Raw genomic sequence first — 16,919 nt, 5'->3', positions numbered from 1 at the left:
GGGACCTCTAGTACCGTTTAGCGCATGACTTCGGTGCAGTACGACGCGGTCATCGTAGGGGCCGGATTCGCCGGAATCGGGGCCGCCATCCAGCTCAAGCGGATGGGCTACGAGAACTTCGTGATCCTCGACCGGGAAGACGACCTGGGTGGTACCTGGTACGTCAACCACTACCCCGGGCTGGCGGTCGACGTGCCGACCACCACCTACTCCTACTTCTTCGAGCCCAACCCGAACTGGTCGCGGCTGTTCTCCACCGGGTCGGAGATCAAGCAGTACGCCGACGACGTCGCCGACAAGTACGACGTGCGACGCCACATGCGGTTCAACGTGGTCGTCTCGGGAGCCCGCTGGGACGACGAGGCCGCGTGCTGGCAGGTGAGCTTGGCCGACGGCGAGACGCTGTCGGCGCGCTACCTGCTCACCGCCACGGGCTTCCTGTCCCAACCGCGGCTGCCCGAGATCGCCGGGATCGAGACGTTCGAGGGTCGGGTGCTGCACACCACCGACTGGGACGATTCGTTCGATCCGGCGGGCCGGCGGATCGCCGTCATCGGAACCGGCGCGACGGCGGTGCAGCTGATCCCCGAGCTGGCCAAGACCGCGGCCGATCTGACCGTGTACCAGCGCACCCCGATCTGGGTCGCCCCCAAGCTCGACTTCCGCATCTCCGAGCGCACCAAGCGGGTGTTCCGGCGAATCCCGTTGGCGCAGCGCATCGTCCGGGCGATCACCGACACCATCTACGAGATGATGATCAACGTCGGCGTGGTGCACTACCGGGTCCCGCTGAACCGCAGGCTCAACATCTCCGCGATGGACCTGTGCAAGATCAACCAGTTCATCCAGGTCCGGGACAAGGAGCTGCGGCGCCGGCTCACCCCCGACTACGACATCGGCTGCAAGCGTCCGACCTTCTCCAACAGCTACTTCCGGACCTTCACGAAGCCGCACGTACACCTGCAGAGCGACGGCATCGACCACGTCACCGCGGACGGGATCGTCAACGCCGACGGCACCGAGACCGTCATCGACACGCTGGTGCTGGCCACCGGGTTCGACCTGTGGGAGGCGAACTTCCCGGCCATCGAGGTGATCGGCCGCGACGGCCGCAACCTCGGAAAGTGGTGGCGGGAGAACCGCTTCCAGGCATACCAGGGTGTGTCGATGCCCTACTTCCCGAACTACCTGTCGCTGGCGAGCCCGTATGCCTTCCTCGGGTTGAACTTCTTCAACACGATGGAATACCAGATGCGGCTGATGGATCGGTTGTTCGGTGAGCTCAAGCGCCGGGGGGCCACGACGTTCGAGGTCACCGAGGCGGCCAACGCCGAGTACCTGGACCGGATGACGGAGCTGCTCGGCGATTCACTCTGGAAGCTGGGCAACTGCGTGAGCTCGCGCTCCTACTACTTCAATCCGCACGGCGAACCGAGCCTGCTGCGGCCGATGTCGACGAGTACCGCGATCCGGGAAGCGTCGGAATTTCCGTTGAGCGACTACCAGATCAGTTAGGACACCACGTGCCGGAACAGAACTCCCCCGCCGCCAAGACCGCCGGCCTGGCGCTGGCCGCCACCGGTCTGTCGCACTTCGTCGCGCCGCAGATCTACGAGGGCATGACGAAGGCCGCGTTCCCGGAGAACACCCGGACCCACGTGTACGTCGACGGCGGCATCGAGACCGCGCTCGGGCTCGGCCTCGCTGCGGCCAAGACACGCAAGCTCGCGATCGTCGGGGTGCTGGCTTACCTGCTGTACCTCGGCGGGAATGTCATCCGCCAGAAGTAACCGTGCCTGACGCGCTGGCGCGCCGGCTCGGCACGGTCGACACGGTCGTGCTCGGGTTGGGCGCCATGATCGGCGCGGGCATCTTCGTCGCGCTGGCACCCGCCGCGGCCGTCGCCGGCACCGGGCTGCTGATCGGGTTGGCGATCGCCGCGGTCGTCGCCTGCTGCAACGCCCTGTCCTCGGCGTGGTTGGCCGCGCGCTACCCGCAGTCCGGCGGCACCTACGTCTATGGCCGGGAACGCCTGGGCGCATTCTGGGGTCACACCGCCGGGTGGAGTTTCGTGGTCGGCAAGACGGCGTCGTGCGCGGCGATGGCGCTGACGGTCGGGCACTACGCCTGGCCCGCGCACGCCACCGCGGTCGCGGTGGCCGCGGTGGTGGCGCTGACCGCGATCGGCTATGCGGGGGTAAAGAAGTCGGCGCTGCTGACCCGCATCATCGTGGCCATCGTGCTCGCGGTGCTGACATTCGTCGTGGTGCTGATCGTCGGTGCCGGCGAGCCGCAGGCCGCCCGCCTGGTCGGTGATGATCCGTCGCCCTACGGCGTCCTGCAGGCGGCCGGACTGCTGTTCTTCGCGTTCGCGGGCTACGCTCGGATCGCGACGCTGGGCGAGGAGGTTCGCGACCCCGCCCGCACCATCCCGCGGGCGGTGATGATCGCCCTCGGCATCACGCTGGTGGTCTACACGGTGGTGGCCGTTGCGGTGCTCGCCGAACTGGGCAGCACGCGGCTGGCCGCCGCCGATGCGCCACTGTCCGAGGCGATCCGGGCCGCGGGGTTCGGTGCCCTGGTGCCGATCGTCAGCGCCGGCGCGGCGATCGGCGCGCTGGGCGCGCTGCTGGCCCTGATGCTCGGGGTGTCCCGCACGACGTTGGCGATGGCTCGCGACCACCACCTCCCGCACGTGCTCGTCGCCGTGCACCCGCGCCACGGCACCCCGCACCGCGCGGAGCTGGCGGTGGGCGTCGTGGTCGCGATCGTCACCGCACTGGTCGACGTCCGCGGCGCGATCGGCTTCTCGAGCTTCGGGGTGCTGTTGTACTACGCGATCGCGAACGCATCGGCGTTCACGCTGGGCCGCCGCCTGGTGCCGGTGACCGGGCTGATCGGTTGTCTCACTCTGGCTTTCACTCTGCCGCTGAGCTCGGTGATCGCCGGGGCCGCGGTGGTGGCGGTTGGGATGGCAACCTATGGCGTGCAGGCCCGTCAGGAATCGGGCTGACGCCGTAGAGATCCCGTCAAGACGCTGGCCTCACCCGGCTAGGGGGCGGAACAGTGGAACGCATGACCGATATGGTTGCGCTGCTGGTGATCCTGGCTCCCCCGGCCGTCGTGCTGCTCACGTGCCGGCGCCTGAATCTCAGGGCCGGAACCGGTGCCCCATCCCGGCCTCGGTGACCAGGTGCACCGGGTGCGCCGGGTCGTCCTCGAGCTTGCGGCGCAACTGCGCCAGGTACACCCGTAGGTAGTGCGACGACTTCGCATACGTCGGGCCCCACACCTCGGTCAGGAGCTGCTCGCGCGTCACGAGCTTGCCGCTGTTGCGCACCAGCAGTTCCAGGATTCCCCACTCCGTCGGCGTCAAGTGCACCTCCGCACCGTGGCGGGTGACGATCTTGTTCGTGAGATCGACTGTGAACGAGGATGTTTCGACGATCGGATCGCTGCCACTGCCGGTCGCCGAGGAGCGGCGGACCGCAGCGCGCAGCCGCGCGAGGAACTCGTCCATACCGAACGGTTTGGTGACGTAGTCGTCGGCCCCGGCGTCGAGCGCAGCCACCTTGTCCGACGAATCGGTGCGCGCCGAGAGCACGATGACCGGGGCGGAGAGCCAGCCACGCAGGCCACCCAGCACGTCGATGCCGCTCATGTCCGGCAGCCCGAGATCGAGCACGATCACCTCCGGCCGGAAGTCCGCGGCCACGCGCAGCGCCTCCTTGCCGGTCGCGGCGGTGCGGACGTCGTAGTCACGCACCGACAGGTTGATCCGCAGCGCGCGCAGGATCTGGGGTTCGTCGTCGACGACGAGGACGCGGGTCACTGGGCGGCCTCCGTCACTGTGGACGTCACGGCCGGCAGGTCGATCTCGACGGTCAGGCCGCCGCCCGGGGTGTCGCCGACAGAGATCGTGCCGCCCATCGCCTCGACGAACCCGCGGGCCACCGACAGTCCCAGCCCGACGCCGATGCTGTTGTCCTGATCCCCGAGGCGCTGGAACGCGTCGAAGATCTGTTCCTCCGCACCGCGGGCGATCCCCGGCCCGGCGTCGGCGACCGCGATCAGCACCCTGTTCCCCACCCGCCCGGCCGACACGCGCACCGGCCCGTCGGGGGCGTACCGCAGCGCGTTGTCGATCAGATTGGCCAACACCCGTTCCAGCAGACCAGCGTCGGCCATCACCACCTCGTCACCGACCTCGACCTTGACCCGCTCCAATTCCGCACGGCCGTGGCCGGTGGTGCCGCGGCTGATGCCCAACAGCGCACGTTGCACCGTCTCCTCCAGGTAGACATGATCCCGTTCCGGGCTGACCACCCCGGCGGCCAGGCGCGAGCTGTCCAGCAGATTGCCCACCAGAGCGGTCAGCTGATCGGTGGACTCCTCGACGGTGGCGAGCAGTTCGGCGGTGTCCTCGGGGGAGAACGCGACATCGGTGCTGCGCAGACTCGACACGGCGGCTTTCGCGGCCGCCAGCGGGGTGCGCAGATCGTGGCTGACCGCCGAGAGCAGCGACCGGCGCAGGTTGTCGGCCTGTGCGAGCGCCTCGGCTTGGCCGGCCTCGGCGGCCAACTCGCGCTGCCGGACCAGACCGGCAGCCTGGGTGGCGACCGCGGTCAACACTCGCCGGTCGCGGGCGGGCAGCTTCCGGCCGGCGAGCAGCAACCAGAACTCGTCGTCGCCGACCTCGACCGCGGTGTCGGCGCTGTCCACGTCGGCGCACGGATCGGTGCCGACGCAGCCGACGATCTCGTCTCCTGCTCCGGTGCGGCGCAGCAGGCTCACGGTTCGCTGGGCGTAGGTCTCGCGGACCTTCTCCAGCAGCGTGTTCAGGTCGGCACCGCGCAGCACCGAACCGGCGAACAACGCGAGCAGTTCGGCCTCCTGGGAGGCCCGGCGAGCTTCCCGGGTGCGGTTGACCGAGCGGTCCACCAGCACCGCGACGGCGACCGCCACCAGCAGCAGCACCACCACCGTGACCGCGCTGTCGGGTTCGGCGATCGTGAACGTGTACCGCGGTGTGACCAGGAAGTAGTTCAGCAGCAGGCCGGACAGCAGCGCCGACAGCGCCGCGGGGGCGACACCGCCGAGCAGGGCCACCACGACCACGCCGACGAAGAACAGGGCGCTCTCGCCGGCGACGTCGAGCACCGAGTCGAGCAGGCCCACCACCAGACCGCAGATCACCCACGGCACCGCGATCGCGGCGAGCCAGGACGTGACCCGGCGGTTGCGCGGCACCAACGCGGACCAGCGGAACCCCCGCGCGGACTCGGGATGGGTGACCATGTGCACATCGATCGCGGCCGAGTGCTGGACGACCGTCGCACCGATTCCCTCGTCGAACAGCCGCGCCCACCGCGACCGCCGCGAGGTCCCGAGGACCAACTGCGTGGCGTTCATCTCGCGCGCGAAATCCAGGAGCGCGGCGGGCACGTCATCACCGACCACGGTGTGCAGCGTCGCGCCGAGGCTGGCCACCAGTTCGCGCACCTTCCCCATGTGCGACGCCGAGACCCCGGACAGGCCATCGCCCCGCACGACGTGCACCACCATCAGCTCCGCGCTGGACTTCGACGCGATCCGGGATGCTCTGCGCACCAACGTTTCCGATTCCGATCCGCCGGTCACCGCGACCACGACGCGTTCGCGCGCCTCCCACGTCGCGGTGATGGCGTTCTCTTCGCGGTACTTGGCCAGCGCGGCGTCGACCTGATCGGCGAGCCACAGCAGCGCCAGCTCGCGCAGTGCCGTCAGGTTGCCGCGGCGGAAGTAGTTGGACAGGGCGGCGTCGATGCGTTCCGGGGCGTAGACGTTGCCGTGGGACAGCCTGCGGCGCAACGCTTCCGGCGTGATGTCGACGAGCTCGATCTGGTCGGCGGCGCGGACCACCTCGTCGGGCACCTTCTCCTGCTGCTCGATTCCGGTGATCTGGGTGACGACGTCGTTGAGGCTCTCCAGATGCTGCACGTTGACGGTGCTGACCACGGTGATGCCCGCGGCGAGCAGCTCCTCGACGTCCTGCCAGCGTTTGGTGTTCGTGCTGCCGGGCGTGTTGGTGTGGGCCAACTCGTCGACGAGGACGACCTGGGGCTTGCGCGCCAGGATCGCCGGCACGTCGAGCTCGGGGAATCGGCTGCCGCGGTAGGAGATGTACCGCGGCGGGACGACCTCGATGCCCTCGAGCAGTTCGGCGGTCTTCTTGCGGCCGTGTGTCTCGACCACCCCGGCCACCAGGTCGGTGCCGCGCTCGAGGCGTCGGTGCGCCTCCCCCAGCATCGCGAACGTCTTGCCGACGCCGGGGGCTGCGCCCAGGTAGATGCGCAGCTCTCCGCGTCTGGGTTCAGGGCTGCTCGGCGACACGGCTCTATTGTCGCTCGGGGTAGCGCTGATCGAGAGCGAGATTCACCTCCAGCACGTTCACCCGCGGTTCGCCGAGGAATCCCAGCGTGCGGCCGCTGGTGTGGTCGTCGACCAGGGCCTGCACGGCGGCAGGCGACACCCCGCGGGCCCGGGCGACCCTGGCGACCTGCAGGTCGGCATAGGCGGGCGAGATGTCGGGGTCGAGGCCGCTGCCGCTGGCGGTCACCGCGTCGGCGGGAACCGCGGGATCCGCTGGCGATGCGCCGCGCACCGGCACGAGCCGGCCGCTGCTGTAGTCCTCACCCGGTGTGGCGCACTCGACGCGCATTCCGGCGTACGTACTGACGAATGGGGCGGCCACCTGGTCGCACGGTTCGTTGACGCTGACCACGCGCGACGCCGAGACCGACAGCACCGCGCCGACCCCGCCGCCGGTGCAATACGGCCGCAACCCGTCGACGCCCTCGCGCTCGCCGACCGCCTTGCTCCGCGAACACACCAGCGTCAGCAGGCTCGGCTTGTCCGGGGTGTCCACGATGCTCTCCGGCCCGAGGTTGCTCGCGCCGGTCGCCATCGGGTCGTAACCATCACCCGCGTTCGACGGCCGGCTCTGGAAGTACTGCGGCAGCGCGCTCCCGTTGGCGTCGGTGAACGACTGCCCGATCAGGGAGCCGTGGTCCCGGTCCAGCCCGGGCAGCTGGGCCACCAGCCAGATCCCCACCGGGTAGGCGATGCCGAGGATCACGGTGAGCACCAGCAGCGCGCGCAGCGCGGCCCAGTGCTGACGAAAGACGTTGGACGTCAACATGTCACATTCCTGGGAAGAGTTGGACGAGCAGATCGATGACTTTGATGCCGATGAACGGCGCGATGATGCCGCCGAGTCCGTAGACGGACAGGTTGCGGCTCAACAGCTTCGACGCACTGCCCGGCGTGTACCGGACACCGCGCAGCGCCAACGGGATGAGCGCGACAATCACCAGGGCGTTGAAGATCACCGCCGACAGGATCGCCGACTGCGGGCTGTGCAACCGCATCACGTTGAGCAGGTCAAGGCCGGGGAACAGCCCGACGAACAGCGCGGGGATGATCGCGAAGTACTTGGCGATGTCGTTGGCGATCGAGAACGTGGTCAGTGCCCCCCGGGTGATCAGCAGCTGTTTGCCGATCTCGACGATCTCGATCAGCTTGGTCGGGTCGGAGTCCAGATCGACCATGTTGCCGGCCTCTTTGGCCGCCGACGTGCCGCTGTTCATGGCCACGCCGACGTCGGCCTGGGCCAGCGCGGGTGCGTCGTTGGTGCCGTCACCGGTCATCGCGACGAGCTTTCCACCGGCCTGCTCGGCCTTGATCAGCGCCATCTTGTCTTCGGGGGTGGCCTCGGCGAGGAAGTCGTCCACGCCGGCCTCGTCGGCGATCGCCTTGGCGGTCAACGGATTGTCACCGGTGATCATCACGGTGCGGATGCCCATGCGGCGCATCTGGTCGAAGCGTTCCCGCATGCCCTCCTTGACGACGTCGGTGAGCCCGATGACACCGAGCAGCCGCGCCGTGCCGTCGCGCACCTCGCCGACAGCGAGCGGGGTACCGCCTGCCGCGGAGATCCCGTCGACGGCCTCGCCGAGCTGCTGCGGCACGTCACCACCCTGGGCGCGCACCCATTCGGCGACGGTGCTGGCCGCGCCCTTACGCAGCTGATGACCGGGCAGGTCCACGCCCGACATCCGGGTGGTGGCCGAGAACTCCACCCAGTGCGCACCGTCGAGCTCGCCGGGCGTACGTGCCCGAAGGCCGTACTGCTGCTTGGCGAACACGACGATGGACCGGCCTTCGGGGGTCTCGTCGGCCAGGCTGGACAGCTGCGCCGCGTCGGCGAACTGGTCCTCGGTCACGCCCGTCAACGGCACGAAGCTCGACGCCTGCCGGTTGCCGAGCGTGATCGTGCCGGTCTTGTCCAGCAACAGGGTGTTCACGTCCCCGGCCGCCTCGACAGCGCGTCCCGACATCGCCAGCACGTTGCGCTGCACGAGGCGGTCCATGCCGGCGATGCCGATGGCTGAGAGCAGTGCGCCGATGGTCGTCGGGATCAGGCAGACCAGAAGTGACACCATGACGATGCCCGTAACGCCGTTTCCGTTCAGCGCCAGGCTGTCCGGCACGCCGGGGTTGTTGGCCTTGGCGTAGATCGCCAGTGGCTGCAGGGTAGCGACGGCGAAGACGAAGATGATCGTCAGCGACGACAGCAGGATGTTCAGCGCGATCTCGTTGGGCGTCTTCTGCCGGTTGGCGCCCTCGACCAGGGAGATCATCCGGTCGATGAAGCTCTCCCCCGGCTTCTGCGTGATGCGCACGACGATGCGGTCCGAGAGCACGGTGGTGCCGCCGGTGACGGAACAGCGATCGCCGCCCGATTCGCGGATCACCGGCGCCGATTCGCCGGTGATGGCGGATTCGTCGACCGAGGCGATCCCTTCGACGACGTCGCCGTCACCCGGAATCACCTGTCCCGCTTCGACGACGACGATGTCGCCCTGTGCCAGCAGCGGTGCCGCGACCTCTTCCTCGGTCCCGTGCCCACCGGGCTGCCAGCCGACCAGCCGGCGTGCCATCGTCGAGGTCTTTGTCTTGCGCAAGGATTCGGCCTGCGCCTTGCCGCGCCCCTCCGCGACCGCCTCGGCGAGGTTGGCGAACACGACGGTGAGCCAGAGCCAGACCACGATCAACCAGCCGAACCAGGAGGGGTCGACGATGGCCAGGACCGTGCTCCACACGGCGCCGATCTCGACGATCAGCATCACCGGATTACGCCACAGCGTGCGGGGATTCAACTTGCGCAGCGCGTCAGGCAGTGACTTCGCGAGCATCGCGGGATCGAGCAGACCACCACCGATCTTCCTGCCGCGGGCGGGGTTCGCCCCGGCCTCGGGTTCGGTGTCCAGGGTCAGTGACATCAGTGCAGTCCTTCAGCGAGAGGTCCCAGCGCGAGCATGGGCAGGAAGGTCAGGGCGACGAGGATGAGCGTCACCCCGGCCACCATGCCGACGAACTGCGGCCGGTGAGTGGGGAGCGTGCCGATCGACTCCGGCGTCTTACCCTGGCGGGCAAGGGAACCGGCGAGGGCGAGCGCGACGATGATCGGGAGGAACCGGCCGAACACCATCGCCAGGCCGAGTGCGGTGTTGTACCACTCGGTGTTGACGCTGATACCGGCGAATGCGGAGCCGTTGTTGTTGCCCGCGGAGGTGAATGCGTACAGCACCTCCGAGAGGCCATGCGGCCCGGAGTTCAACATGCCGGCCCGTTGCCCGGGCATCGCCATCGCGACCGCGGTGCCGGTCAGCACGATCAGCGGTGTGACGAGGAAATACGTTGCGGCCAGCTTGATCTCGCGGGGAGTGATCTTCTTGCCGAGATACTCCGGCGTGCGTCCGACCATCAGTCCGGCGATGAACACGGTGATGATCGCGAGGATCAACATGCCGTAGAGACCGGATCCGACACCGCCGGGGGCGACCTCACCCAGCTGCATGTTGAACATCGTCATCAGCCCGCCCAGGCTGGTGTACGAGTCGTGGAAGGAGTTGACCGCGCCGGTCGAGGTCAACGTCGTCGACGCTGCGAACACCGCGGAATCGGCGACGCCGAAACGCTGTTCGACACCTTCCATCGCCGCGCCGACCGCGGTCGGCACGGTGCCGTGGGCCTGCACCTGGAACAGCATCGTCAGGCTCACGCTGAGCGTGGCGATCACGCCCATCACCGCGACGATCGCGTAGCCCTGCTTGCGGCTCTCGACCATGCGGCCGAACGTGCGCGGCAACGAGAACGCGATGACGAGCAGCAGGAAGATCTCGATCCAGTTCGTCCAGGCGGTCGGATTCTCGAACGGGTGCGCGGAGTTGGCGTTGTAGAAGCCGCCGCCGTTGGTGCCGAGTTCCTTGATGGCCTCCTGGCTGGCGACGGGCCCGCCCGGAATGGTCTGCCGCGCACCGGCGACCGTGTCGATCACCTGGCTGTGCAGCGCGAAGTTCTGGATCACCCCGCCGGCGATGAGCACGATCGCACCGACCACTGCGATGGGCAGCAGGATGCGCAGAGTGCCGCGCACCAGGTCGACCCAGAAATTGCCGAGCTCGCCGGTGTTGCGTCGGGCGAGCCCGCGCACGAACGCCATGGCCACGGCCATGCCCACGGCGGCCGAGACGAAGTTCTGCACCGCGAGGCCGGCCATCTGCACCAGGTGGCCCTGGGTGGACTCACCCGAATAGGCCTGCCAGTTGGTGTTGGTCACGAAGCTGATCGCGGTGTTCCACGCCAGCGCCGGGGTCATCTCGGTCGCCGGGTCGGTGAGGTGCAGAGGCAACCTGCCCTGCACCAGTTGCAGCGCGAACAGGAACAGCACGCTGACCGCCGAGAAGGCGAGCACACTGCGCGCGTAGGCGCCCCACGTCTGCTCGGCCTCGGGATCGGCGCCGATCAGCCGGTAGATCGCGCGTTCGCCGCGCAGGTGCTTCTCCGAGGCGTACACCCGGTACATGTAGTCGCCGAGCGGCACGTGCACTGCAGCCAGAGCGACGACCAGCGAGGCGAAGAACAGGATTCCCGCAGTGGTCGAGTTCACTAGAACCTCTCCGGGAACAGGAGGGCGGCGAACAGGAAGACGGCGATGAGGACGGCCAGCACGAGGCCGATGATGTTGTCGTAGCTCATAGCCGCTCGACCAGCCTCTGCACGATGCCGAGCAGGGCGAAGATCGCCACTGTCAGCACAGTGAAGACGACGACGGACATGGGTTGCTCCCACAGGTATGCGGGCCTGCGGATCTCGCAGGCCTCACACAGCTTCTGCCCGGCGTAGGCCCCCCGCCAGTGTCTTTACGGTCTTTTGACGCTCCCGAGCGGAACCTTTACGGCGTCGCCGCGGTCAGCCCTGCGAACCCACCAACGTCGCCGCCGCACCGGCCATGTGCTCGCGCACGGTGGCCGCGGCAGCCTCGGCGTCGCCGGCCTCGATGGCGTCGACGATCGCCAGGTGGCGGTGGACGTCCATGTTCTTCAGCGCTCGGTCGACCCCGGCGAACATGATCGACATTCGAATGCTGCCCTCCAACGACGACCAGGAGTGCACCAGCGTCTCGTTTCCGGAGAGCTGACACATGGTGCGGTGGAAGCGTAGGTCGGCTTCGATGCGGTCCTCGAGGTTGGATGCCGACCACCGGTCCATGTCGTCGACTGCCGTACGCAGGGCCGCGCCGGCGTCGGCGCGGTCCTCCCGACCGGCCAGCAGCGTGGCCGCCAGCGACTCCAGGGCGGCGCGGACCGCGAAGATGTCGGCGATCTCCTTGGCGTCGAGGTGGCGCACCGACAACCGGCCGCGAGCACCCGCCGAGATGAGCCCCTCCTGCTGGAGCTGGCGCATCGCCTCCCGCAGCGTGCCACGGCTGATCTGCAAAGCCTCGGACAGCTCGGTCTCCACCAGGTGGGTGCCCGGCGTGAGCTGCCCCGTGGTGATGGCGCGCCGCAGCGCGGTGAGCGCCTGCTGCCGCAGGGAGGTCTTCTCCAACCGCAGCAGCGACGTGGCGTCGACCGACATGACGGACTCCCTGATTGTCAACATTTGGCTGTCGACATCGAATCCTACAGTCGCTCGAGGACCGTGGCGACGATCCGCGCGGTCGACAGGCCGTAGCGCTCGTGCAGCGTGGGCAGCGCCCCGGCGGCAAGGAACTCATCGGGCAACCCGATCGGCGTGATGCGGGCGCCGAGCCCTCGGCGCGCCGCGACGGCTGCGACGGTCTCGAAGAGACCACCGACGACCGTGTGATTCTCACACGTCAGCACCAAGCGATCTGAATCAATCTGTGCAGCAACGGTATCTGCGTCGAAGGGCTTGATGGTCGGGGTGTGCACCACGGCGACGTCCACCTTGTGCTTCGCCAGCTCGTCGGCCGCCTGCAACGCCCGCATGGTCATCAAGCCGGACGAGATCAGCACGACGTCGGCGCCGTCGCGCAGCACTTTCGCCTTCCCCAACTCGAAGCGGTAGTCGTACTCGTCGAGCACGGTGGGCACGTTTCCCCGAAGGAGCCTCAGATACGTCGGTCCGTGGTGCTCCGCGAGCTGTGGGACCGCCTGGGCGATGTCTACCGAGTCGCACGGGTCGACGATGGTCAGGTTCGGCATGCCGCGGAAGATCGCAATGTCTTCGGTGGCCTGATGCGACGGGCCGTAACCCGTTGTCAGACCGGGCAATCCGCCGACGACGTTGACGTTCAGGTTCGGCTCGGCGATGTCGAGGCAGATGAAGTCGTAGGCGCGCCGTGCAGCGAACACCGCATAGGTCGAGGCGAACGGCACCAGACCGGTCTCGGCCATGCCTGCGGCAGCGCCGAACAGCAGCTGTTCGGCCATGCCCATCTGGAAGAATCGCTCAGGGAATGCCTGGGCGAAGATGTGCATATCGGTGTACTTGCCCAGGTCCGCTGTCAGCCCGACGATCCGATCGTCGCGCTGGGCGGCCTCGACCAGGGCGTGTCCGAACGGCGCCGGCGTGGTCTTCTGTCCCGGGTCGGCGAACGACGCGATCATCGCCGAGGTCTTGAGCTTGGTCGCAGAGGTCATGCCGGCACTCCTCGGTAGCCTTCGGTCAGTTGGTCACGGCAGATCTGCCACTCGTCAGCGTCGATGCGCATGAAATGCGCCTTCTCCCGCTGTTCCAGCATCGGCACCCCTCGGCCGATCCTGGTGTCGCACAGGATGACCGACGGCCGGTCGACATCGACGTGATCGAACGCGTCCAGCAGCGCGTCGACGTCGTTGCCGTCGACCCGCTGCACGTGCCAGCCGCAGGCCGCCCACTTGTCGACGACGGGTTCGGTGCGCAACACCCCGACGGTGGGGCCATCGGCCTGCAGCGCGTTGATGTCCACCATCGCGATCAGATTTCCCAGCCCGTGGTGCGAGGCGCCCATTGCGGCCTCCCAGGTGGAACCCTCGTCGAGCTCACCGTCGGACAGGAAGTTGATCACCCGAGCCGCCGACCCCTGCAGGCGCAGTCCCAGTGCCATCCCCACCGCCACGGTGAGCCCGTGGCCCAGCGATCCACCAGAGATCTCCATTCCCGGTGTGTAGCTGGCCATTCCGGACATCGGTAACCGGGAGTCGTCGGACCCGTAGCTGTCGAGTTCGTCGACAGCGACGATGCCGGCCTCGGCGAGCGCGGCGTAGAGGCCGATCGCGTAGTGACCGGTCGAGAGCAGGAACCTGTCCCGGCCCGCCCAGTGCGGGTCCTCGGCGCGGTAGGTGAGCTGGTCGGCGTAGACGGCGGCGAACATGTCGGCGGCCCCGAGGGCCTGACCGACGTAGCCCTGCCCCTGCGCTTCGCCCATGTCGAGGACGTGGTGACGCATCCGGTAGGCAGCGTCACGCACCCGTTGCGCGCGCATCAGCGAGCCAACGCATGGGTCTGGCTGGCGGCGACGTCGGCGGCCTTGCGCTCGGCCGGACCCCACGTCTCGCGGGTGACCAGCGCGGCGAAGAGACCGATCGCGGCGTAGCCGGAGAACAGCAGCGCGGGCCCGATCCAGCCGAAGCCCTCGTAGAGCAGCGTGGTGATGAAGGGGGTGAACCCGGAGACCATCGCCGAGATCTGGTAGGCCAGCGAGGCACCTGATGCGCGCGTGTTCGCGGTGAACAGCTCGGGGAACCACGCGCCCTGGGCGCCGGCCAGGGCGTTCTGGCACACGCCGTAGGCGATGACGAACGTCGCGACGATCAGCACCATCAACCCGGTGTTGACGAGGAGGAACATTCCGACGCCGAACGGGATGCCGAGCGCGCACACAGCGAGGTAGACCGGCCGCCTGCCGACTTTGTCGGTCAGCCGCGCCCACGCCATCGTGGCGAAGATGCCGAGGAAGGAGGCGATGCACAGCGCGACGAGAGTCTCGGTCTTGGTGGCCAGCTGGGCGCTCTTGAGGTAGCTGATCATGTACGTGATCGACACGGCGTAGCCGGCGGTCTCGGCAATGCGAAGACCGATGCCGCGCAGGATGTTTCGCCAGTCGCGCTTGACCACCTCGACGATCGGCGCCTTGACGATGTCGCCGTTGTCCTTGACGTTCTCGAACACCGGGGATTCCGGCACTTTGGCGCGGATGATGAGACCGACGATGACCAGCACGATGCTGGCCAGGAACGGCACCCGCCAGGCCCAGTCGCCGCCGAGGTGGACGCTGACCAGGAACACGAGGTTGGCCAGGAGGAGCCCGACCGGGAAGCCGGCCTGCACGATGCCGGTGTAGCGGCCCTTCTGCTTCCACGGTGCGTGCTCGTAGCTCATCAGGATGGCGCCACCCCATTCGGCGCCGAAGGCCAGGCCCTGGATGATCCGGACGGTCACGAGCAGGATCGGGGCAGCCACGCCGGCCATGGCGTAGGTGGGCAGCAGGCCGATCGCGAAGGTGGCCAGGCCCATGACGATCAGCGAGGCGACCAGCACCGGCTTGCGGCCGACCTTGTCGCCGAGGTGGCCGCCGATGATGCCGCCCAGCGGCCGCGCCGCGAAGCCGACGCCGAGCGTGGCAAATGCGGCCAGCGTGCCGGCGACGGGGCTGGAGTTCGGGAAGAACGCGGTGCCGAAGTACAGCGCCGCGGCGGTGCCGAAGCCGATGAAGTCGTACGTCTCGATGACGGCTCCGACCCCGGAACCGATCGCGACCCGTTTGGCGTCCTTGGTGCCGTGTACCGGACCCCGCATCGTCAGAGCGTCATCGCTCATGATGGCCATCCTTTCAAAGATCCGCGTCACTGTCGACGGTCAACAGTGCGCTGCGTCACTCAGTGTGAGCCCGCGCACATTCAATGTCAACAGTCGACATGCATTCTCCGTCGTCAGTTGACTGTCAACAATAAAATCATCTACTGTGGCCGTGATCACAGGAGGTGACATGACCGCAATCCATTCCCGGCTCGGCTGTTCGACGATCAGCTTTCGGCACCAGCCGCTCGACGAGGCCCTTGCCACGATCTGCGAACTGGGCTTTTCCGAGATCGATCTCGGTGCCCTCCCCGGCGTCTGCGACCACGTGCCCTACGTCCTCGACGAGATCGCCGTGCACCAGGTGGCGGCGACGGTCGCTGCCTCGGGCCTGCGCGTCCGCTCGATCAACGGCGATATCGGCGACCTGAACGCGGCGCTGTCCCCTGACGACGCAGCCGCGCGACGCCGACACCTGGACATGCTCGTCGCGCTCGCCGCCGAGACCGGAGCACGCGCGCTCGTGCTGCCGTGCGGGGCCCTCTCCCACGACCCCCTCGTATCCCTCGATGACGACCTCGACCGGGTTGCCGACGAACTCGTCGCCGCCGCACATGTGGCCGCCGCCTCCCGGGTGGAGCTCTGGACCGAGTCGCTGCACTTTCATCGACTGTGCTGCGACATCGACCGCGCCGCGGCACTGACCAGCCGCTTCGGCGCCGAAGTGGGCATCGTCATGGACTTCAGCCATGTCGTGGCCTCCGGTGGTGACCCACGCGACTTCGTCGCCCGCTTCGGCCCGCGCATCGCGCACGTCCACATCCGCGACGCCGTGCCCGGCAACATCAATCTTTCGGTCGGCAACGGCGCCGTCGACTTCGCCGGCGGCCTCAAGGCCCTGGCCGACGCCGGCTATCACGGCCATTTCTCGCTGGAACTGGAAACCCGCGACATCACCAACGACGACCGACCCGCGGCGACGACCGCCGCCGCGCGCCTGATTTCCGAACTCATCTAGGAGCCCCCATGAAAACCGCAGTGATCACCGGCGCCACCTCCGAGCGGGGCATCGGCATGACCGTCGCCCAGCGCTACGCCCGCGAGGGGTGGGCCGTCGTCGTCCTCGACCTCGACGGCGAGAAGTCGGCGAAGGTGGCCGCCGACATCGGTAACCAGTACGCGGTGCCCGCCTTCGGCTGCGCCGTCGACGTCACCTCCGAGGAATCGGTGGATGCCGCCCAGCGGGCCATCGCCGCGGAGGTCGCGTCGGGCAATCTCCCTCCGGTCGGCGCACTGGCCAACATCGCCGGCATCACCTCGCCCGTCCCGTTCCTCGAGACCACCCTCGAGCTGTGGAACACGGTGATGGCCGTCAACGCGACCGGCACCTATCTCGTGACCAAGGCGTTCCTCCCCGGCATGATCGAGCAGGGCTGGGGCCGCATCGTCAACATGTCCTCGGTATCCGCCCAGCGCGGCGGCGGTGTGTTCGGCAAGGTGCCCTACTCGTCGGCCAAGGCCGCGATCCTCGGCTTCACCAAAGCCCTTGCCCGGGAGATCGCCGCGACCGGTGTCACCGTCAACGCGGTCACCCCCGGCGCCGTCGACACCAACATCCGAGTCGGCTCGACCGACGAGCAGGAGGCCAAACTGGCCGCCGACATTCCCGTCGGGCGCACCGCCACCACCGAGGAGATCGCCGCGGTGATCACGTTCCTGTCCGGCGAGGATGCGAGCTACCTCACCGGCACCACCGTTGACATCAACGGAGGCAGCCACATTCATTAGAG

Annotated in this window: 15 protein-coding genes; 5 read left to right on the top strand and 10 right to left on the bottom strand. The window is 68.1% G+C overall.

Annotated features, from left to right (window positions below):
• The first annotated feature begins 24 nt into the window (after nt 1-24).
• The 3 genes from ACZ50N_RS02855 (at nt 25) to ACZ50N_RS02845 (ending at nt 3,013) form a co-directional block, all read left to right on the top strand.
• Nucleotides 25-1,515: a flavin-containing monooxygenase gene (locus ACZ50N_RS02855; RefSeq protein ID WP_048423460.1), complete on the top strand. Its 1,491-nt coding sequence runs from the start codon at nt 25-27 to the stop codon at nt 1,513-1,515.
• Nucleotides 1,516-1,523: 8 nt separating this feature from the next.
• Complete coding sequence (locus ACZ50N_RS02850) at nt 1,524-1,790, top strand: DoxX-related protein (protein WP_046363652.1); 267 nt, start codon at nt 1,524-1,526, stop codon at nt 1,788-1,790.
• Between the two features lie 65 nt (nt 1,791-1,855).
• Nucleotides 1,856-3,013, top strand: a complete 1,158-nt coding sequence (locus tag ACZ50N_RS02845; RefSeq protein WP_464475579.1) for an APC family permease — start codon at nt 1,856-1,858, stop codon at nt 3,011-3,013.
• A gap of 138 nt (nt 3,014-3,151) precedes the next feature.
• Here the strand turns inward: ACZ50N_RS02845 and ACZ50N_RS02840 are convergent, their stop codons facing one another.
• The 10 genes from ACZ50N_RS02840 to ACZ50N_RS02795 all read right to left on the bottom strand — a co-directional run bounded on the left by ACZ50N_RS02840 (nt 3,152) and on the right by ACZ50N_RS02795 (nt 15,150).
• Nucleotides 3,152-3,832: a response regulator gene (locus ACZ50N_RS02840; RefSeq protein ID WP_048423461.1), complete on the bottom strand. Its 681-nt coding sequence runs from the start codon at nt 3,830-3,832 to the stop codon at nt 3,152-3,154.
• Complete coding sequence (locus tag ACZ50N_RS02835) at nt 3,829-6,372, bottom strand: sensor histidine kinase (RefSeq protein WP_272868619.1); 2,544 nt, start codon at nt 6,370-6,372, stop codon at nt 3,829-3,831. The genes ACZ50N_RS02840 and ACZ50N_RS02835 overlap by 4 nt, the downstream gene beginning before the upstream one ends.
• 4 nt (nt 6,373-6,376) lie before the next feature.
• Complete coding sequence (locus tag ACZ50N_RS02830; protein ID WP_464474579.1) at nt 6,377-7,180, bottom strand: potassium-transporting ATPase subunit C; 804 nt, start codon at nt 7,178-7,180, stop codon at nt 6,377-6,379.
• 1 nt (nt 7,181) lies between these two features.
• Entirely contained in the window at nt 7,182-9,323 is a 2,142-nt protein-coding gene (kdpB, locus tag ACZ50N_RS02825) for a potassium-transporting ATPase subunit KdpB (RefSeq protein ID WP_464474578.1), read from the bottom strand.
• On the bottom strand, nt 9,323-10,993 hold the full coding sequence (kdpA, locus tag ACZ50N_RS02820; RefSeq protein ID WP_048423465.1) for a potassium-transporting ATPase subunit KdpA: 1,671 nt from the start codon (nt 10,991-10,993) through the stop codon (nt 9,323-9,325). The genes kdpB and kdpA overlap by 1 nt, the downstream gene beginning before the upstream one ends.
• Nucleotides 10,993-11,082, bottom strand: coding sequence for a K(+)-transporting ATPase subunit F (kdpF, locus tag ACZ50N_RS02815; protein ID WP_048423466.1), 90 nt, complete (start codon nt 11,080-11,082; stop codon nt 10,993-10,995). Before kdpF ends, kdpA begins: the two co-directional genes overlap by 1 nt.
• Nucleotides 11,083-11,295: 213 nt before the next feature.
• Entirely contained in the window at nt 11,296-11,964 is a 669-nt protein-coding gene (locus ACZ50N_RS02810; protein ID WP_048423468.1) for a GntR family transcriptional regulator, read from the bottom strand.
• Between the two features lie 44 nt (nt 11,965-12,008).
• Complete coding sequence (locus tag ACZ50N_RS02805; protein WP_046363663.1) at nt 12,009-12,992, bottom strand: transketolase family protein; 984 nt, start codon at nt 12,990-12,992, stop codon at nt 12,009-12,011.
• The gene (locus ACZ50N_RS02800; RefSeq protein ID WP_048423469.1) at nt 12,989-13,816 is read right to left on the bottom strand and encodes a transketolase; all 828 of its coding nucleotides are present in this window, start codon (nt 13,814-13,816) and stop codon (nt 12,989-12,991) included. Before ACZ50N_RS02800 ends, ACZ50N_RS02805 begins: the two co-directional genes overlap by 4 nt.
• Nucleotides 13,816-15,150, bottom strand: a complete 1,335-nt coding sequence (locus ACZ50N_RS02795; RefSeq protein ID WP_046363675.1) for an MFS transporter — start codon at nt 15,148-15,150, stop codon at nt 13,816-13,818. The genes ACZ50N_RS02800 and ACZ50N_RS02795 overlap by 1 nt, the downstream gene beginning before the upstream one ends.
• Before the next feature lie 169 nt (nt 15,151-15,319).
• On the opposite strand from ACZ50N_RS02795, the gene ACZ50N_RS02790 reads away from it, so the two are divergent.
• Nucleotides 15,320-16,147 (top strand): sugar phosphate isomerase/epimerase family protein, encoded by an 828-nt coding sequence (locus ACZ50N_RS02790; RefSeq protein ID WP_464474577.1) that lies wholly within the window; start codon nt 15,320-15,322, stop codon nt 16,145-16,147.
• Nucleotides 16,148-16,155: 8 nt separating this feature from the next.
• On the top strand, nt 16,156-16,917 hold the full coding sequence (locus ACZ50N_RS02785; protein ID WP_464474576.1) for an SDR family NAD(P)-dependent oxidoreductase: 762 nt from the start codon (nt 16,156-16,158) through the stop codon (nt 16,915-16,917).
• Nucleotides 16,918-16,919 lie beyond the last annotated feature (2 nt).

The organism is Mycolicibacterium obuense, from assembly GCF_055397605.1.
The sequence above is the reverse complement of the archived record's forward strand: the minus strand, read 5'-3'. Positions and strand labels throughout refer to the sequence as shown.

Bases quoted from the DNA above. Each gene is read 5' to 3' on its own strand.
- ACZ50N_RS02785 (WP_464474576.1), top strand. From the start codon at position 16,156: ATGAAAACCGCAGTGATCACCGGCGCCACCTCCGAGCGGGGCATCGGC.
- kdpB (WP_464474578.1), bottom strand. From the start codon at position 9,323: ATGTCACTGACCCTGGACACCGAACCCGAGGCCGGGGCGAACCCCGCC.
- ACZ50N_RS02790 (WP_464474577.1), top strand. From the start codon at position 15,320: ATGACCGCAATCCATTCCCGGCTCGGCTGTTCGACGATCAGCTTTCGG.
- ACZ50N_RS02845 (WP_464475579.1), top strand. From the start codon at position 1,856: ATGATCGGCGCGGGCATCTTCGTCGCGCTGGCACCCGCCGCGGCCGTC.
- ACZ50N_RS02855 (WP_048423460.1), top strand. From the start codon at position 25: ATGACTTCGGTGCAGTACGACGCGGTCATCGTAGGGGCCGGATTCGCC.
- ACZ50N_RS02795 (WP_046363675.1), bottom strand. From the start codon at position 15,150: ATGAGCGATGACGCTCTGACGATGCGGGGTCCGGTACACGGCACCAAG.
- ACZ50N_RS02830 (WP_464474579.1), bottom strand. From the start codon at position 7,180: ATGTTGACGTCCAACGTCTTTCGTCAGCACTGGGCCGCGCTGCGCGCG.
- ACZ50N_RS02805 (WP_046363663.1), bottom strand. From the start codon at position 12,992: ATGACCTCTGCGACCAAGCTCAAGACCTCGGCGATGATCGCGTCGTTC.
- kdpF (WP_048423466.1), bottom strand. From the start codon at position 11,082: ATGAGCTACGACAACATCATCGGCCTCGTGCTGGCCGTCCTCATCGCC.
- ACZ50N_RS02810 (WP_048423468.1), bottom strand. From the start codon at position 11,964: ATGTCGGTCGACGCCACGTCGCTGCTGCGGTTGGAGAAGACCTCCCTG.
- ACZ50N_RS02800 (WP_048423469.1), bottom strand. From the start codon at position 13,816: ATGCGCGCGCAACGGGTGCGTGACGCTGCCTACCGGATGCGTCACCAC.